Here is a 17,153-nt window from a genome sequence, read left to right on the forward strand (position 1 = left end):
CATGCCTACTGCCCCGTAATGTTCTCCCCATGCCCCTCGTCACCACCGAAATCAACGACGGCATCGCCCAGGTGCGCCTCAACCGCCCTGACAAGCTCAACGCGCTGACGCTCGAGCTGCTCCGGGAGCTGGTCGACACCGCCAAGGAGCTCGGCAAGAACCACGACCTGCGCGCCGTGGTCATCGCCGGTGAGGGGGACGCGTTCACCGCCGGCCTCGACTTCGCCTCGGTCCTGCGCGACCCGAAGAAGGTCGTCGGTGCGCTCCTGCCGGTGCCCTTCCGCGGCACCAACCTGTTCCAGGAGTCGGTGTGGGCCTGGCGCCGGCTGCCGGTCCCGGTGATCGCGGCGGTCCACGGCCACTGCCTCGGTGGCGGCGTACAGATCGCACTCGGCGCGGACTTCCGCATCGCCGAGCCCGACTCGCAGTGGTCGGTCCTCGAGGGCAAGTGGGGCATCATCCCCGACATGACCGGCATCCGGTCGCTCTCCGAGGTCGTCGGCATCGACACCGCCAAGAAGCTGACCATGACCGCCGAGCAGTTCTCCGGCGAGCGCGCCTACGAGCTGGGCCTGGTCACCGAGCTCTCCGCCGACCCGGTGGCCACCGCGACCGCCTTCGCCCGCAAGCTCTCCGAGCGTTCCCCCGACCAGCTCGCCGCCGCCAAGCGCCTCTTCAACGACACCTGGTACGGCCCCATCAAGCGCACCTTCTCCCGCGAGCGCATCGAGCAGGTCCGCCTCCTCTTCGGCGAGAACACCAAGATCGCCCGTGAGGCCGCCTTCAAGCGCGAGAAGCCGACCTACAAGCCCCGCCGCTGACCCTCCTCAGCCGAGACGTCACCCGCGTCGGTCGAGGCGTCACCCCGGTCGGTCGAGGCGTCACCCCGGTCGGTCGAGACGTCACCCCGGTCGGTCGAGACGTCACTTGCGTCGGTCGAGGCGTCATCCGCTGCCTTCTCGGCCGACGTACGTGACGCTTCGGCCGACGTACGTGACGCCTCGGCGTGCTTGCGGCGGCGCTTGATCTCGCCCTGGGCCAGGACGAAGGCTAGGACGACGGGCCAGATGTACTTCAGGTGGTTGGCGACCCACTTGACCCACTCGGGGACCTGTACGTCCGGAAGGTCCGGCCACGGGATCGACGGCCACGGGATGCTGGGGAGGTCGGGGAGGGGCAGGTCGGGGAGGTCCGGCAGGTTCGGGAGCGGGAGGTCGATGTCCGGGAGCGAGATCCGGGAGACGATCCAGGCGACGACCATGGCGCCGACGATGCCCGCGATCACGCCGCCGACACCGCCGAGGGTCTCGATGAGCGCGTAGCGCTTGGGATGCTCGATCACCCGACGTTCGTACGCAGCGGCCCGCGACCCCGGTTCCGGAGTGAGATCGACGCCGCCGACGCCGGTCATCCCGGCCAGGCCCTCGTCAGGCGTGAAGTACGTCGCTCGCCGCGGCGTACCGAGCCCGGAGTGGATCACGAGCAGGCTCCCGTGCTCCTTGCTCTCCAGCCGTGCCCGGTCGTCGGCGGTCTTCCGGGTGAGGACCTCTTCGTCGTCGACGGTCCACACGAACGTACGGATGATGTCCCCGGTCACCTCGAGGTGGTGGGTCTGCCCGGAGATCGTCCGCGACCAGATCTGGACCTTCTTGCTCACCCTTCGAATCTAGAAGCCGGGGCGCCACGGCGGCATCGGCCACAGGTAGCGACCGGGATCAGACTTTGGTCAGGGGTAGGCGACGCCGGTGGTCTGCTCGGAGAGCTCCCACAGCGCCCGCGCAGCCTCCGGGTCGCGCGCGAGACGGGATGCGGAGACCGGCTTCGGCGGGCCACCACCCTCGAAGGCGCCGCTCGGTCCGATGTACGTCGCGGGCTCGAGCCCCGGGTAGGTCGCCGCCATCAGCGCCGGCCAGGCGCCGGCCTCCGGAGTCTGTGCCATCGCCCGGACGGCCGCCTCGCCGATGCTGGCGATCGGCGCGATCATGGTCCGGGAGGCGCCGTTCGCCATGAGGTGGGTCGCGGCGAGCCCCGGGTGGGCGGCGTACGCCGCGACCGGCAGCCCCGCCTTCTCCAGGCGCCGCTGGAGCTCGAAGGTGAAGAGCAGGTTGGCGAGCTTTGACTGCGAGTAGACGCCCCACGGCGAATAGCGCCCGACCTGCGCCGTCGGGAAGCCGAGCGGCGCCTTGCGGGCGACCTTGTGCGCCACGCTCGACATGGTCACGATCCGCCCCTCACCGCTCTCGGCCAGCGGCTCGAGCAGCAGTCCGGTCAGCAGGAATGGTCCGAAGTGGTTGGTAGCCATCTGCAGGTCGAGGTCGTCCACGGTCCGCGACTGCGGTGTCGCCATCACCCCGGCGTTGTTGACCAGCAGATGGAGCGGACCGCCGCCCTCGAAGGTCGCCGCCGCGATCGCCTCGGCTCCCGCGCGCACGGCCTGGAGAGAGGAGAGGTCGAGCGCGACCCGGTCGAGCCTGGCGCCCGGGACCTCCTCGTCCAAGGCTGCCGCGGCCGCGTCGAGCTTCTCCCAGGACCGTCCCGCGAGGATCACCCGCGCTCCTGCCGCCACGAGGCCACGCGCGACGTAGTACCCGATCCCGCCCAGCGTCGGTCCGGTCACCACGGCGTTCTTGCCGGTCAGGTCGGGAATGTCGGAGGTCGTCCACGCCATGCGGCCACACTAGGCGGCCGGTCAACACAACGGACGCATTTGATCCCGGCCCGCCCGGTCAGCCCATCCCGGTCAGCCCATCCCGGTCAGCCCAGCCCGGTCAGCCCAGCCCACCCAGTGCGAGCCCGGCGGCGATCGCGATCATCGTGCACCCGATGAGTGTGTCCAGCACCTGCCACGCCCGCCGGCTGGCGAGCAGCGGTCGCAGGAACCGGGCGCCGTACCCGAGCCCGGCGAACCAGACGATGCTGGCAACGCACCCGCCGATCGCGAATCCCCAGCGGGCCGAGCCGTACGTCGCCGCGATCGACCCGTGGAGCACAAGTGTGTCGATGTAAACATGCGGGTTGAGCCAGGTGAAGGCGGCGGCCTTGGCGATCACGCGGGGGAGCGTCTCGCGAGGTGCGTCCGCGGCATCCAGGGCGGTGGGCCGCAGCGCCCGGCGGAACGAGCTGATGCCGTACCAGCCGAGGAACGCGACCCCGAACCAACGCAGCATCTCCAGCGCCCACCCGGCGTGCGAGACGACCGCGCCCATCCCGCCGACCCCCGCACAGATCAGGACGAGGTCGGAGATCGCGCACACGCTCACCACGACCAGCACATGCGAGCGGAGGATGCCCTGCCGCAAGACGTACGCGTTCTGTGACCCGATGGCGACGATCAGGCTGAGTCCGGTGAGAAGGCCGGCGAGGATGGCGGTGATCACGACGGTGACGCTAAGGCCGCACAGATCTGCAGACCAGCGAAAGAATCTTACCGAAGACAAGCCACACTTAAGGCATGCCCTCGCTCGACCCGACTCAGCTCGAGACCCTCGTCGTCATCGCCGAGGAAGGCACCTTCGACGCCGCGGCCCGACGTCTGCACATCACGCCGAGCGCCGTCAGCCAGCGGATCCGCGCGCTCGAGCGAGCCGCCGGCCAGGTGCTGGTGCGGCGTACGACACCGTGCACGCCCACCGAAGCAGGCGAGCCCCTGATCAGGCAGGGCCGACAGCTCCGTCTGCTGCTCGCCGAGGCGGCGGCGAGCCTGAACGCCGGCGGCGACAGCAGCGACGGCGCCGTCGTCGACCTCTCGGTCGTGGTCAACGCGGACACTCTCGCCACCTGGTTCCGGCCGGTGCTCGACGAGGTCGCGACCTGGGACCGTACGGCGCTGCGGATCACGGTGGAGGACCAGGGCTACTCCGCCGACGCGCTGCGTCGTGGTGAGGTGCTCGCCGCGGTCACCAGTGAGCCGAAGCCGGTCCAGGGCTGCACGGTCGAGCCCCTCGGGCGCCTCCGCTACACCCCCGGCGCCGCGCCGGCGCTGATCGAGCGTCATCGCAGGGGGAGAGGCATCGATTGGGGCTCGATGCCGATGATCGTCTTCAACGAGAAGGACCATCTCCAGGACGAGGTGCTGGCGGCACACGGCGCGACCCGGCCGCCGGTCGTCCACCGGGTCCCGAGCAGCCACGACTTCCACGAGGCCATCCGCCGCGGCCTCGGCTGGGGGATGCTCCTCGACGCCCAGGCGGCGGCCGACCTCGAGAGCGGTACGACGATCCCGCTTCCCGGCGCGAAGCCGATCGACATCGAGCTCTTCTGGCAGCGCTGGCGCCTCGACTCGGTCGCCCTGGACGACCTGAGCGAGGCCGTACGCCGCGCTGCCCGGGCGCAGCTACGCCGCCCGCGTGGCCAGCGAGCCGGCCAGCGAACCGATCAGCCGCGGCCGCCGGGGTAGCTCCCGCCGTACTGCTGACCAGGGTGGGGGCTCCCCTGCGACGGCTGACCCGCCGGTGGGTAGTGGCCCTGGGGCGGCGCCGGAGGACCAGGAGGGTAGGACCCCTGAGGTCCGCCACCGTAGGGGCCGGGGTCGTACTGACGGTGTTCCACGGCGGTCGTGTGCTGGGACCGGTTCACCGACAGCAGGACGCCGATCCCGATCGCGAGGCCGCCGGCGATCACGAAGATCCAGCCGAGCGGCTCGCTGGCGATCGCGTTGGCGACGTCGTCGGGCAGGTCCACGGCGCCCGTGAGCAGGATGAGTCCGAGGACCAGCAGGATGATCCCTAGGCCGATGGTCATGAAGAGCTCCAGAGGTTGGGGGTGGCGCGCCACGCTACCCAGCCGCTTCAGCCGCCAATACCGTCCCCCGCATCAACGACCTGGTCTCGGTCTGAGACGCATCACGGCCCGCCCGGGTGAACCGGGCGGGCCGTGACGTACGCGGGGATCAGCCTCAGAAGGCCGACTCCGGCAGGTCCATGATCGAGTTGTCGATCGCCTCGGCGATGGCCCGCTCAGCGGTCAGCTTCGGCAGGTTGTAGGAGGCGAAGAACTTCGCGGCGGCCACCTTGCCGGTGTAGAAGTCCTTGTCCTTGCCCGGCTCACCCGCGAGGGCGGCGAGGGCGATCTCGGCCTGGCGCAGCAGCAGCCACGCGACCACGACGTCGCCGACGGCGAGCAGCAGGCGCGAGGTGTTCTGGGCGACCTTGTAGATGTTGGTGATCTCCTCCTGGGAGGCCATCAGGTCGTTGAACATGTGCCCGACCATCGCGTTGACGTCCTCGAGCGCGGTGGCGAGCAGGGCACGCGACTCCTTGAGCTCGGCGGAGCCCTCGTTGTCGAGGAAGGCCTGGATCTCGCCCGCGACCTGGCCGAGCGCAGCACCCTGGTTCTTCACGATCTTGCGGAAGAAGAAGTCCTGGCCCTGGATCGCGGTGGTGCCCTCGTAGATCGAGTCGATCTTGGCGTCGCGGACGTACTGCTCGATCGGGTACTCCTGCAGGAAGCCCGACCCGCCGAAGGTCTGCAGCGACTCGGTGCCGAGCAGCACCCAGGCGCGCTCGGAGCCGTAGCCCTTGACGATCGGCAGCAGCAGGTCGTTGACCGCGGCGGCCAGCTTGTTCTCGTCGGAGCCGTCCTCGGTGAGGACGACCTTCTCCTGCCACGAGGTCGTGTAGTAGATCAGCGCGCGCATGCCCTCGGCGAACGACTTCTGCACCAGCAGCGAGCGGCGTACGTCCGGGTGGTGGGTGATCGTGACGCGCGGGTCCGTCTTCGCGGCGGCGACGAGGTCGGCGCCCTGGACGCGGGTCTTGGCGTACTCCAGCGCGTTCAGGTAGCCGGTCGACAGGGTCGCGATCGCCTTGGTGCCGACCATCATCCGAGCGTTCTCGATGACGTCGAACATCTGGCGGATGCCGTCGTGCACCTCGCCGAGCAGCCAGCCCTTGGCGGCCTCGCCGCCGCCGACCTGCGGGTCGCCGAAGGTGAGCTCGCAGGTGTTGGACACCTTGATGCCCATCTTGTGCTCGACGTTGGTGACGTACACGCCGTTGCGCTCGCCGGTGAGCTCACCGGTCTCGTGGTCGAAGTGGTACTTCGGCACGAGGAAGAGGGAGAGGCCCTTGGTGCCCGGGCCGCCGACGCCCTCGACGCCCTTCGGGCGCGCGAGGACGAGGTGCATGATGTTCTCCTGCAGGTCCGACTCGGCGCTGGTGATGAAGCGCTTGACGCCGGTGATGTCCCAGGAGCCGTCCTCGTTGGCGGTGGCGACGCTCTTGCCGGCGCCGACGTCCGAGCCCGCGTCGGGCTCGGTCAGCACCATCGTGGAACCCCACTGCCGCTCGACCATGATCTCGGCGATGCGCTTGTCGCGGTCGTTGCCGTTCTCGTAGACGACCTTCGAGAAGAACGGGCCGGCGCCGTACATCCAGATCGCCGGGTTGGCGCCCAGCAGCATCTCGGCGGTCGCCCAGATCAGCGAGTTCGGGGCCTTCTGGCCACCGATCTCCTCGGGAGTCTGCAGGCTCCAGAAGCCCGACTCCATCCACGCGTCGTACGACTTCTTGAACGCGGCCGGGACCGGCGCGGTGTTGGTCGTGGGGTCGAAGACAGGCGGGTTGCGGTCGGCCTCGACGAACGACTCGGCGAGGTCCTCGCGCGAGAGACGCTCGACCTCGGCGAGGATCTCCTTCGCGGTGTCGACGTCCAGGTCCGCGAACGGACCGGTGCCGAGGACCTTGTCCGTGCCGAAGACCTCGAACAGGTTGAACTCGATGTCGCGGAGATTGCTCTTGTAGTGGCTCACTGATCCACCTTCATAACCTTTGTCGGATTTACCAGTTGCGGGAGCGCCGGTCGGCACGAACTACTGGCGGGTAACATTAAGAATAGGCTCGCCCTCAAGGGGTGGCAAGCCCAGGTCTACTCACGAGTAGGGGCCTTGCTCACATTCGCCGGCAATCTGTTGGTAGAACACGTTTCAGTTTCGGCGTACGATCTGCCGCATGATCTCCTCCGACGCCATCACCTGGAACGCCCCCAACGAGGAACACCCCGCACGTACGGCCGGGCAACGCTCCTACTCGGCGGTCGCCAAGGGCGACCTCGACGAGTGGCTCACGATCTACGCCGAGGACTGCGTGCTCGAGGACCCCGTCGGCCCGTCGATGTTCGACCCCGAGGGCAAGGGCCACCACGGCCACGAGGGCCTCAAGGCGTTCTGGGAGAAGGCGATCGCCTCGGTCGACAAGTTCGAGTTCGAGATCAACGACTCCTTCGCCAACCCCGGCGGCAACACCTGCGCCAACATCGGCAAGATCAAGACCAGCTTCCCCGACGGCAGCTACACCACCACCGACCTGATCATGGTCTACACCGTCAACGACGAGGGCCGGATCGCCTCGATGAAGGCCTTCTGGGAGCCCGAGCGCACGATGGCGAGCTTCACCAAGCCCTGACGCCGGATAGTCCGGGACGTTCTTGTCCGTCTACCGACTGGTAACGGGCGGACACGTCCCGGACTATCTCGCACTGGTCCTGGTCAGGGGGTCCAGTAGGTACCCCCGGAGGGCGGTCCGGTCGGCAGGTGGCGTGTGGCCAGGCAGGAGTACGTCGCACCGGCGCCAGGCTCGGAGGCGCACTGATCCGCGCCGGACTCGCCTCGCACGACATCGGCGAGCGGGCCGCCGTTGAGCCGGTCGTTCCCGCCGCCACCGAGAAGTCGGTCACGGCCGTCTCCGCCGACGAGCGAGTCGACGTCCGTGCCGCCGGCCAAGTAGTCGGCGCCGCTGAAGCCCTTGAGCCAGTCGCTACCGGAACCACCATAGATCCGGTCGTTCCCGGACATGCCGTGGAGGCTGTCCCGCCCGGCGTTGCCGTAGATGAGGTCGGAGCTGCTGCCGCCGACCACTACGTCGGCGCCGTCTCCGGCGTAGATCTGGTCGTCCCCGATGCCGCCGGCGAGATCGTCGTTCCCTGCTGCGCCCCACATCCTGTCGTTGCCGCCTCCACCGCTCAGCGCGTCCGAGCCGTCCTCGCCGTAGAGGCGGTCGTTGCCTCCTTGGCCGTGGAGGAAGTCCCGGCCGCTGCCGCCGTAGAGGGCATCACCGCTGTCGGTTCCCGCGGTGGAGTCGAATGTGCCGGAGATGTAGTGCCCAGCGATCGTGTCGCTCCCGACGCCGCCATAGATGGTGTCGGCACCAGTGCCGCCGGTGAGTTCGTCGTTGCCGGAGGTTCCGTAGAGCCTGTCGTTGCCTGATTCTCCGTTGGCCCAGATGCTGCCCCGGATCTCGTCGTTCCCTGGGCCGGCGAGCACGCGACTTCCGCCGCGGATCCGGTCGTCTCCCGAGCCGCCGCAGACGACGTCGTTGGAGTCGGCAACGATCGAGTCGGCGCCGGGCGTACCGAGGATGACGTCGCGGATCGCCGGATCCGTCCGCTTCTCACCATGGTTCAGGTCGACGGTCACGGCCCTGCTGATGCAGCTGGTCGCGGCTACGCTGCTCGAGCTGGTGAGCAGCATGAAGCCAGGGAGGATCAGGAGCGAGGCTGCCCCGGCGAGGGAAAGAGAGGTACGCACGGCGCACACCGTAGTGGGTATCCCGCGGCAGCGCATCAGGTATCAGGCTACGGCGTGCTCGGCGATCCACTCGACCAGCGGACGTATAGCCCGCCAGTCCTTCTTCACCTCGCCGACGAGGTCGGGGGTGTGGATGATCGGCTCGAAGCCGATGGTGCGGCCGAGGTGGATCGACTTGTAGCGGAGGAGCTCGATCTTGGGGTGCTCCTTGTCGAAGCCACGGGGCGCGGTCTTGAGGCGGTCGCCGGTGACCTCGTAGCCCTTCTTCTCCGCGACCGCGAGACGTTTCTCCAGGTCTGCGCCGTAGTGGTCGTGGACGATCGCATCGCGGAAGGCGGCCAGCCGGGGCGGCTCGAACCAGTAGCAGCCGCCGCCGGTCCGGATGCCGCGCGGCGAGACCTCGACGTAGTAGCCCGTCTGAGGCGCCACCGCCACGAAGGCGCCCTGGTGGGTCTTGTAGGGCAGCTTGTCCTTCGAGAAACGTACGTCGCGGTAGGGCCGGAAGATCTTGGCCGTGCCGAACTCCTCGGCGAGCTCGTCGGTGAGCGCCTTCATCGGCGCGTGCACCGACTCCTTGTAGATGTGCTTGTGGGCTTCCCAGAACGACTTGGTGTTGTCGACCTCGAGGTCGTCGTAGAAGTCGAGCGCAGCGACGGGGAAACCTTCAAATACCACGTACGCAGCCTAACGATGCCGGCACAACAAGAGGATCACGCGGAGGGGATCTGGATGCTGTCCGCGACCCGGCGGGCGTGCTCGGCCATGGCGCGGGCGATGTTGGCGGACTCGCCGAGGTGGCGAGCAGGGTCGAGCAGTCCGTCGATCTCGTCGCGGCTGAAGTGGGTCGAGACCTCGGGGGAGTCGGCGAGGAGCGAGGCGAAGTCGATGTCGTCGACCGCGGAGCGCTGGGCGAGCTCGAAGACGACGTCGTGGGCGACCTGGCGGCCGATGCGCTCACCGAGCTCGAGCATCAGCGACTCGGACCCGATCAGCCCGCCGGAGAGCCGGAGGTTGGCGCGCATCCGGTCCTCGTCGAAGGTCAGCCCGGTGAAGATGACCACGAGCCTGGCGAGCACGTCCCCGGCCAAGCGCGACGCCTGCGCGACCGCGTCCTCCAGGATGCCGGTCATCGCGCCGTTGGCCTCGTGGTCGTGGAGCATCGACTCCATCGCCGGGGCGACGAGCCCGCGCAGCTGGGTGGCGGCGGTGATGACGTCCAACGTCAGCTGCGGGTTGCGCTTGTGGGGCATCGTCGAGGAGCCGATGGTGCCTTCGGGGATCGGCTCGAAGGCCTCACCGAACTCGGGCTGCATCATCGAGTAGACGTCCTTGCCGATCTTCCCGGCGGTGCCGCCGAGCAGACCGAGGATGGAGACCCACTCGACCATGCCGTCGTTGATCGCCCGCGAGGGGACCGGCATCGAGCCCATGTCGAGCCGGGACGCCGTCTCCGTCTCGATCGCCCGGGCATGGGACCCGAAGGAGGCCATCGTGCCCGCCGCCCCGCCCATCAGAAGACGGAAGACCCGGTCCTCGACCGAGCGGAGCCGGTCGACGTGGGCCGCGACCTCGTCGATCCAGATGGCGACCTTGAAGCCGAAGGTGATCGGGACCGCGTGCTGGGAGTGCGTACGTCCCGGCATCGGCACCTCGGCACCGGCCTCGGCGACCTTCGACAGCGAGCGGAGCAGGTCGCCGAGCAGGTCGAGGATCTTGTCGTGCGCCTGGCGCAGCAGGATCAGGTCGGCGGTCTGGGTGATGTTCTGCGTGGTGGCGCCCCAGTGGACCCAGCCGCCGTGCTTCTTGCCGACGACCCGGCAGAGCTCCTCGACCAGCGGCGTCAGCGGGTGGCTGTGCTCGGCGGTGGCCTTCTCGATGCGGTCCAGGTCGAGCTTGTCCAGGTCGGCGGCCTCGGCGATCGCCTCGCCGGCCTCCGCCGGGATCACCTTCACGGCCGCTTCGGCCTCGGCCAGCGCTGCCTCGACGTCGAGCCGTGCCTGCAGGCGCGCCTCGTAGGTGAACAGGTCTCCGATGCCGTGGTCGGGGACTCGTCCGTCGGTGAATCGGCTGGTCGAGCCCGCGGGCATGTCGGGTGATCCTTTACGTCTCGTTCACACGGTGATTGGAAAACAGAGACCCAATCTTAATGGACGAAGGGCCGAAACAGCGGGGATCGTGTGCGGCCTCACTTGGATCGTGCAAGTGAACGGAACCGGGCCGCACCAAGAGGCACGGCCCGGATCATTGGAGCGGACGACGAGATTCGAACTCGCGACATCAACCTTGGGAAGGTTGCGCTCTACCAACTGAGCTACGTCCGCAGGTGCGACGGGAATGCTACCGCACGCTCCCCGGTAGGTGTGAAAAGCGGTCCGGAAAGTCGCGCCGTCGTCCCTGGCGCCCGGCTGCGTTAGGTTTGCCTCGTGCTGCTGAGCGACAAGGACATCCTGACCGAGATCCAAGACGGGCGGATCGTCATCGAACCCTGGGACGAGTCGATGCTGCAGCCGTCGTCCATCGACGTACGTCTGGACCGGTTCTTCCGGGTCTTCGACAACCACAAGTACGCCACGATCGACCCGGCCGTCGACCAGTCCGAGCTCACCCGGCAGATCGAGACCGAGGGCGACGAGCCGTTCATCCTGCACCCGGGGGAGTTCGTGCTCGGATCGACCTACGAGACCGTCAGTCTTCCCGACGACATCGCGGCGCGCGTGGAGGGCAAGAGCTCGCTCGGGCGGCTCGGGCTGCTCACCCACGCCACCGCCGGCTTCGTCGACCCCGGCTTCTCGGGGCATGTGACGCTCGAGCTGGCCAACGTCGCGACGCTGCCGATCAAGCTCTACCCGGGCATGAAGATCGGGCAGTACTGCTTCTTCAAGCTCACCTCGCCCGCGCAGAACCCCTACGGCTCGGAGAAGTACGGCAGTCGCTACCAGGGCCAGCGTGGGCCGACGGCCTCGCGCAGCTTCCAGAGCTTCCACCGCACCAAGATCTGAGCGGCCGGTGGGCGAGGTCTTCGCGGGGCGCTACGAGCTGCTGGAGCCCATCGCGGAGGGAGGGATGGGCGCGGTCTGGCAGGTCCACGACCGTCGCGAGGGTGACATCAAGGCGGCCAAGCTGCTGCGCCAGCGCGATGCCTCCTCCCTGCTTCGGTTCATCCGGGAGCAGGCCACCCGGATCCACCACCCGCACGTCGTGACCCCGCTCGGCTGGGCCGGCGAGGACGACAACGTGCTGTTCACGATGCCGCTGCTGCGCGGCGGCTCGGTCGCCATGCTCGTGGGTGACTACGGCGCACTGTCCGAGCAGTGGGTCGCCGCGATCCTCGACCAGACGCTCTCCGGCCTCGAGGCGGTGCATGCCGCCGGGGTGGTGCACCGCGACGTCAAGCCGGGCAACCTGCTGCTGGAGGTGACCGGTGCCGGTGTCCCGCATGTGCGGCTCTCCGACTTCGGGGTGGCCGTCCCGTCCGACCAGCCGCGGCTCACCGAGGCCAACGTGATGATCGGTACGCCGGGCTACATGGCGCCTGATCAGGGCTTCGACCCGGATCCCCGCGACGACCTCTACGCCACCGCCGTCACCGGCCTGCACCTGCTCACCGGGACCAGACCACCGCACGACGCTGCGTACGTGCCGAGGACCCAGCTGGGTCAGCTGCTCCTGCGCGCGGTCGGCGAGGATCGTGCCGCCCGGCCGCAGTCCGCCGCCGAGTTCCGCGAGCTGCTCGCCCGGGCCGTCCCGGCCCGGCCCTGGGAGCCGGGCGAGGCCGAGGTCCTGGATCAGTACGCCGCGGGGCGAACGTCGCCGCCTCCGCCGCCTCCGCCACTGACCCCGCGGGAGACTCCGGAGAAGACCGCGCTGCGACGTACGAAACAGCACGACGACCGGCCGGTGTGGCCGATCGTCGTGCTGATGCTCGCCGGGATCCTGCTGCTGGCGGGCGGCGTCTTCCTGCTGAGCTAGGCGCGCCGTCTCCGGATCAGCAGCACAGCCCCCGCTGCGAGCGCGATGAGCCCGAGGCCGGTCCCGCCGATGCCGGCGACCAGCTCGAGCGTGTCAGACCCCTTTCCGCCCTGGTCGGAGCCGGAGATGGTGGTCACCGTGTTCCGACCGGAGCTGTCGGGGCTGCCCGAGGCGCCCGGTCCCTCTGGTGCCTCGGCGCCGTCGGCGGCGTTCAGGTTGAGATCGGCGGTGGGCGCGGTCAGTCCGGAGACCTTCTCGTAGTCGGGTTCGCCCTCGCCGTCCTCGCCGACGGTCTTGACGATGAGGGTGTACGGCACGTTGATGTTCTCGTCGAGGCCGTACTGCACCCGGACGTAGTGGACGCCCGGCAGGCCGGTCGAGGCCGCGGCGTCGGCGAAGTCGAAACGGTTGCGGTAGGCGATGACGTTGGACAGGGTGCCGGTCCGCCAGGCGTCCGGGCAGTTCTGGAGCAGGCCGGGGCGGCACCAGCTCTCCGGCACATCGGTGCCGAGGTCGATCGTGGCCTGGCCGCCGAGCGGTCCGATGACATCGAGCTGGATGCCCGCTCCGACTCCCCACTCGCGACGGATCGCGTCGGTCAGCCTGGCGTCGAACTGGGCCTGCAGGTGCTGGCCCCAGCCGACGGGGACGCCGATGACCTGGTTCTCGCCCGGGTTGATGTCGAACGAGTAGGTGCCGTCCTCGACGATCGGCGCGTTGGCGATCGCGCTGCCCGGGATCAGGCCGGCGGTCGGCTCGGCCGGCGTCAGCTCGGTCCACGTCGGCGGGTCGGGCTGGGCGGGCAGCGCATCGAGGGCGGCCGCGCTGAGCGAAGGCTCCTCGTAGACCATCAGCTGGACCTGCTTGCCGGCGATGGCACCGGTGTCCTTGCCGCCGGACTTGGTGTCGAAGAACAGCTCGTCGGCGGTGTTGCAGGGCGCTTCCGGGTCGGTGTCCGCGCTGTGCGTGGAGCCGAAGATCAGCCGGCTGCCGTCGCCGTGGGTCGTGCTCTGCACGACCGCTCGCCGGCACTGGGTGAGATCGCCGTTCTCGTCCTCGACGCTGATCTGCGCGTTCAGGTTGCTGACCAGATCCTCGGACTCGCCCTCGAAGATCAGCCCGAAGTGCACCGTGGTGCCCGGCGCGGTGCGCTTGAACCGGTAGTAGCGCTCGCCGCGGGTCTGGATCGTGTCCAGATACTGCCCCGTCTTCACGGTGGGCGCGTCTGCGGCGTCGGGGGTGCCCTTCACCGGGGTGCCGGTGAACTCGAACGGTCGCAACGCGCGCTGCGAGGCGCCGGAGATCGACTCACCGATGCCCTCGGCGTCGTCGGCGTCGTAGTAGGTGCCGTTGCCCTTCTCGGCGATGCACTCGAGCTGTTTGCGGGCCTTGCCGGAGACCGAGAGCCCGACGACGTCGATCTGCAGGTCGATGCCCTTGTCTGAGAGTGCCTGCGCTGCCGGGCAGGGGTCGCCGCAGGTCGACTCACCGTCGGAGACGAGGACGATCGATCGCTTGCCCTCGGACCCGATGTCCTCGGCGGCACGCTCGAGCGCGATCGGGATCGGGGTCTCGCCGTAGGGCTTGTAGCCGCTCACCGCCGACCTCAGGTCGTCGCGGTTTCCGGTGCCGGGCTCGACAACGAGCTGGGTGTCCTGGCAGGCGCCCTTCTGCTTGCGTCCGAAGACCTTCGCGCCGAAGACCCGCATGCCCACGTCGGCGCTCTCGGGCAGGTCGTCGATCACGGTGTCGAGGGCCTGTTTGGCCGCCTGGATCTTGGTCGTGCCGCCGCCGGCCGGCTCCTTCATCGAGCCGGAGGAGTCGAGCACGAGCATCATCCGCCCGTACGTCCCTTGCTGCTGTTCCTCGGCGGCGGCGGGGGCTGCCCCGGCGCCGGCCACGGCCAGGACCAGGGCGCCGGCGAGGCCGCTGGTGATCGCGAGTCTGTTCCGCATGCCCGCACCTTATGTTCACTAATGTATACGACGCAAGTACGTTTGCGAACTTGTCGTCTACGTGTGTATATTCACGTCATGAGTGTCGAGGAGAACATCCGACGGCAGCGCGAGCTGTACGGCGAGCCGCTGGGCGAGCTGGTGCGACGTGCGACCGCCCCGTTGGGCCTCACTCAGGCGACGACCGCCAAGGTTCTGGGACTGAGCCCGGCGATGCTGTCGCACTTGATGACCGGGCAGCGGGTCAAGATCGCCAACCCGATCGCGCTGGGGCGCCTGCACGCGCTGATCGACCTCGGTGCCAGCGCGGGCGAGCTCACAACCTCCCAGATCAACGCGCGGCTCGACGAGATCCGTGAGCTGTCCTCGGAGCTGACAACCGGGGCACGTGTCATGGCCGCCGAAGGGGGCGCGGTCGTGCGCGGCGTACTGCGCGCCGTCGCCTCCGGTCGCGAGCTCCAGCAGGCCGCCGATGCCCTCCGCGACGTGGCCCCTGGCCTTGCCGACGTGCTCCGGATCTACGGCTCCGGGACCGACGAAGAGCTCCGCACCCACTTCGCCTCGATCCGTCACCTGCTCTGATCGAGAGTCGCCATGGACCGAGCCCCCGGGCCGGTCGGAACGATCATCGGCTCGTCGAAGCGCGCGCGATGACGACCGGTGTGGGGCTGTGGGCTACGGCGACTTGCCGGCCGTTCAGCAGGCCGAGCAGCAGGTCGGCGACGCGCGTGCCGATCACCGGTAGGTTGAGATCGAGTGCGGTGATGGCCGGTTGGGCAAGCGCGGCCCGTCGACCGTCGTAGTTGGTCGCGACCATCAGGTCGTCAGGCACCGTGCGGCCCAGGTCGACCGCTGCGCGGAGCCCGCCCGCGGCGAGTGCATCCAGAGGTGCGTAGACGGCGTCGATCGACGGGTCCGACACCAATGCCTCCCGTACTGCGACGTATCCCCCCTCCTCGCCTGCGCTCGCGTCGGCGCGGATGACGCTGACACGCAGATGCTCGTCGGATCGGGACTCCAGGTAGGCGAGGTGTGAGTCTGCGAGCGAATAGGGTTGGCGGCTCAGGGCGACGGCTACGTGGCGTGCTCCGGCGTCTGCAAGGTGGTCGAGCATGACGTCGGCACCACCGGCTCCGCGGTCGAGGTAGGCGTCTGCGGCGCCCGCGCCGTCCTTGCCGACCGTGACCACCGTGACGCCGCGGGACCGGAAGCGGTCGGCGATCGGGTCATCGGCGCGCGGGTCCACGACGATCGCTCCGTCGATGTCGAGCTGGTCGAGGGCGGCCAGGTCGGAGACCGGTGGGACGAGGAGCATGGAGTAGCCGTTCCGCAGACACTGCTCGGCGATGGGGAACGACAGCTCGAGCAAGAACCCCAGATGGGCTGCCTCGCTGACGATCTGGGCCGGCAGGGCGGTGACCAGCGCGACCACTGAGGAGCGGCCGGTACGCATCCGCTGTGCGCGCACGTTCGGTCGGTAGCCGAGCTCCTGGGCGACGCGAACGACTCGGTCGCGGGTCGACTGACTCACCCGATCACGGCCGTTGAGAGCCTTGGAGGCGGTGGAGAGGGAAACCCCGGCCGTCGCTGCGACGTCGACGATCGTCACCTGTCCTTCGGTCATGCCCGCGGCCACCTCTTCAACATCGTTCCTGTCCCTCGCCGGGGGCGGGGAGCAACTTTTGCGAAAACCTTTCGCCACACTCTTCCACATCACCGACGGGCGTGTATACGCTGCCGTGCGAAAACGTTTCTCCGATGAAGGGTCCCAACAACGATGCTGCTGATCGACACCGATCCAGGGCTAGACGACGCCCACGCCCTGGCGATGGCGTTCGGCCGTATGCCGGCGGACGAGCTGATCGTCACGACGGTGGCAGGCAACGTCGGTATCGACGCTGTCACCCGTAACGCACAACACCTCGTGCGCGCGATCGCTCCGGGCATCCCGGTAGCGCGTGGAGCGGCCGCGCCACTCCTCGGCACGCCTGTCGAAGCCCCCCATATTCACGGAGCGGACGGGATCGCTGGATTCGCCTGGCCCGACACCGACCTGGGGCCGTTGCACCCGAGCCATGCGGCGGAGGTGATCATCGAAGCGGCCCAGGTGCATGGCAAGGATCTCGCCGTCGTCGCACTCGGGCCGCTCACCAACCTGGCCCTCGCCATCCGACTCGAGCCGGGGATCATCGACCAGATCGGGCGTGTCGTCTCGATGGGCGGATCACCCTCGGGGCGTGGCAATGCCAGCGTCACGGCGGAGTTCAACGTGTTCGCCGATCCGGTTGCCGCTGAGATCGTCTACTCCACGGTGCGCAACCACACCGTCATCACCTGGGATCTCTCCCTCGACAACAGGTTCACTCGCTCCGAGCTCGACGGCTTCTGGGCCGGCACCACTGCCGCAGCGAGCACCCTGCGTGCCATCGATGCGCATCGCCAGAGCACCGAGCCGCAGTATGACACCGCGAGCACCTTCGGACGGGTCGACCCGTTGGCGATGGCGGTCGCGCTGGACCCGAGCGTCGTGACGGCAGAGGACGAGCACGCGGTGCTCGTCGACACCACCGACGGGCTCGCTCGCGGCTACACCGCCGTCGACTGGAGCGACTCCGTGGGCGAGCGCCCCAAGATCCTGATCCCTCGCGCCATCGACCGCGACCGTGCCTGCGCCCTCTTGACGCTCTGACGACGCCGACATCGCCCCA

At 68.9% G+C, this 17,153-nt stretch carries 17 protein-coding genes and 1 tRNA gene; 7 read left to right on the plus strand and 11 right to left on the minus strand.

The annotated features are described in order from the left end of the window. Nucleotides 1-29: 29 nt before the first annotated feature. Nucleotides 30-821 (plus strand): crotonase/enoyl-CoA hydratase family protein, encoded by a 792-nt coding sequence (locus tag IEY84_RS12400; protein WP_183547707.1) that lies wholly within the window; start codon nt 30-32, stop codon nt 819-821. On the opposite strand, the gene IEY84_RS12405 is transcribed toward IEY84_RS12400, so the two are convergent. The 3 genes from IEY84_RS12405 to IEY84_RS12415 form a co-directional block, all read right to left on the minus strand. Further along, nucleotides 803-1,657 (minus strand): hypothetical protein, encoded by an 855-nt coding sequence (locus tag IEY84_RS12405; protein WP_183547710.1) that lies wholly within the window; start codon nt 1,655-1,657, stop codon nt 803-805. The genes IEY84_RS12400 and IEY84_RS12405 overlap by 19 nt on opposite strands. Before the next feature lie 69 nt (nt 1,658-1,726). After that, the gene (locus IEY84_RS12410) at nt 1,727-2,668 is read right to left on the minus strand and encodes an oxidoreductase (RefSeq protein ID WP_183547713.1); all 942 of its coding nucleotides are present in this window, start codon (nt 2,666-2,668) and stop codon (nt 1,727-1,729) included. A 100-nt stretch (nt 2,669-2,768) separates the two neighbouring features. Continuing rightward, a complete protein-coding gene (locus IEY84_RS12415; RefSeq protein ID WP_183547717.1) occupies nt 2,769-3,377 on the minus strand; it encodes a LysE/ArgO family amino acid transporter in 609 nt (202 codons plus the stop codon). Between the two features lie 74 nt (nt 3,378-3,451). On the opposite strand from IEY84_RS12415, the gene IEY84_RS12420 reads away from it, so the two are divergent. Next, entirely contained in the window at nt 3,452-4,396 is a 945-nt protein-coding gene (locus IEY84_RS12420; RefSeq protein ID WP_183547720.1) for an ArgP/LysG family DNA-binding transcriptional regulator, read from the plus strand. Here IEY84_RS12420 and IEY84_RS12425 read toward each other — a convergent pair. Both IEY84_RS12425 and IEY84_RS12430 read right to left on the minus strand, forming a co-directional pair. Beyond that, a complete protein-coding gene (locus IEY84_RS12425) occupies nt 4,375-4,740 on the minus strand; it encodes a hypothetical protein (protein ID WP_183547723.1) in 366 nt (121 codons plus the stop codon). The two genes, IEY84_RS12420 and IEY84_RS12425, sit on opposite strands and share 22 nt — an antisense overlap. A gap of 154 nt (nt 4,741-4,894) precedes the next feature. Next, a complete protein-coding gene (locus IEY84_RS12430) occupies nt 4,895-6,748 on the minus strand; it encodes an acyl-CoA dehydrogenase (protein WP_183547726.1) in 1,854 nt (617 codons plus the stop codon). 199 nt (nt 6,749-6,947) lie between these two features. Between IEY84_RS12430 and IEY84_RS12435 the strand changes: the two genes are divergently transcribed. Further along, nucleotides 6,948-7,400: a nuclear transport factor 2 family protein gene (locus tag IEY84_RS12435; protein ID WP_183547729.1), complete on the plus strand. Its 453-nt coding sequence runs from the start codon at nt 6,948-6,950 to the stop codon at nt 7,398-7,400. Between the two features lie 83 nt (nt 7,401-7,483). Here the strand turns inward: IEY84_RS12435 and IEY84_RS12440 are convergent, their stop codons facing one another. The 4 genes from IEY84_RS12440 to IEY84_RS12455 form a co-directional block, all read right to left on the minus strand. After that, nucleotides 7,484-8,521, minus strand: a complete 1,038-nt coding sequence (locus IEY84_RS12440; protein WP_183547732.1) for a calcium-binding protein — start codon at nt 8,519-8,521, stop codon at nt 7,484-7,486. Between the two features lie 42 nt (nt 8,522-8,563). Continuing rightward, the gene (locus IEY84_RS12445; RefSeq protein WP_183547734.1) at nt 8,564-9,196 is read right to left on the minus strand and encodes a DUF2461 domain-containing protein; all 633 of its coding nucleotides are present in this window, start codon (nt 9,194-9,196) and stop codon (nt 8,564-8,566) included. A 35-nt stretch (nt 9,197-9,231) separates the two neighbouring features. Continuing rightward, entirely contained in the window at nt 9,232-10,608 is a 1,377-nt protein-coding gene (locus tag IEY84_RS12450) for a class-II fumarase/aspartase family protein (protein WP_183547737.1), read from the minus strand. Nucleotides 10,609-10,766: 158 nt separating this feature from the next. After that, a tRNA-Gly gene (locus IEY84_RS12455) sits at nt 10,767-10,842 on the minus strand. Between the two features lie 102 nt (nt 10,843-10,944). On the opposite strand from IEY84_RS12455, the gene dcd reads away from it, so the two are divergent. Together dcd and IEY84_RS12465 are read left to right on the plus strand one after the other, a co-directional pair. Continuing rightward, on the plus strand, nt 10,945-11,520 hold the full coding sequence (dcd, locus tag IEY84_RS12460) for a dCTP deaminase (protein WP_183547740.1): 576 nt from the start codon (nt 10,945-10,947) through the stop codon (nt 11,518-11,520). A 7-nt stretch (nt 11,521-11,527) separates the two neighbouring features. Next, entirely contained in the window at nt 11,528-12,490 is a 963-nt protein-coding gene (locus IEY84_RS12465) for a serine/threonine-protein kinase (protein WP_183547743.1), read from the plus strand. Here IEY84_RS12465 and IEY84_RS12470 read toward each other — a convergent pair. Beyond that, a complete protein-coding gene (locus IEY84_RS12470) occupies nt 12,487-14,445 on the minus strand; it encodes a vWA domain-containing protein (RefSeq protein ID WP_183547746.1) in 1,959 nt (652 codons plus the stop codon). The genes IEY84_RS12465 and IEY84_RS12470 overlap by 4 nt on opposite strands. A 78-nt stretch (nt 14,446-14,523) precedes the next feature. Here IEY84_RS12470 and IEY84_RS12475 point away from each other — a divergent pair, with 78 nt between their 5' ends. Then, nucleotides 14,524-15,027 carry a DNA-binding protein gene (locus IEY84_RS12475; RefSeq protein ID WP_183547749.1) on the plus strand — a complete coding sequence of 168 codons (504 nt, stop codon included), beginning with the start codon at nt 14,524-14,526 and terminating at the stop codon, nt 15,025-15,027. 43 nt (nt 15,028-15,070) lie between these two features. On the opposite strand, the gene IEY84_RS12480 is transcribed toward IEY84_RS12475, so the two are convergent. Continuing rightward, a complete protein-coding gene (locus IEY84_RS12480; protein ID WP_183547752.1) occupies nt 15,071-16,069 on the minus strand; it encodes a substrate-binding domain-containing protein in 999 nt (332 codons plus the stop codon). Nucleotides 16,070-16,222: 153 nt separating this feature from the next. Here IEY84_RS12480 and IEY84_RS12485 point away from each other — a divergent pair, with 153 nt between their 5' ends. Then, nucleotides 16,223-17,134 (plus strand): nucleoside hydrolase, encoded by a 912-nt coding sequence (locus IEY84_RS12485; protein WP_183547756.1) that lies wholly within the window; start codon nt 16,223-16,225, stop codon nt 17,132-17,134. Nucleotides 17,135-17,153: the final 19 nt, after the last annotated feature.

It is taken from the genome of Nocardioides albus (genome assembly GCF_014648255.1).
GTDB classification, from domain to species: Bacteria; Actinomycetota; Actinomycetes; order Propionibacteriales; family Nocardioidaceae; genus Nocardioides; species Nocardioides albus.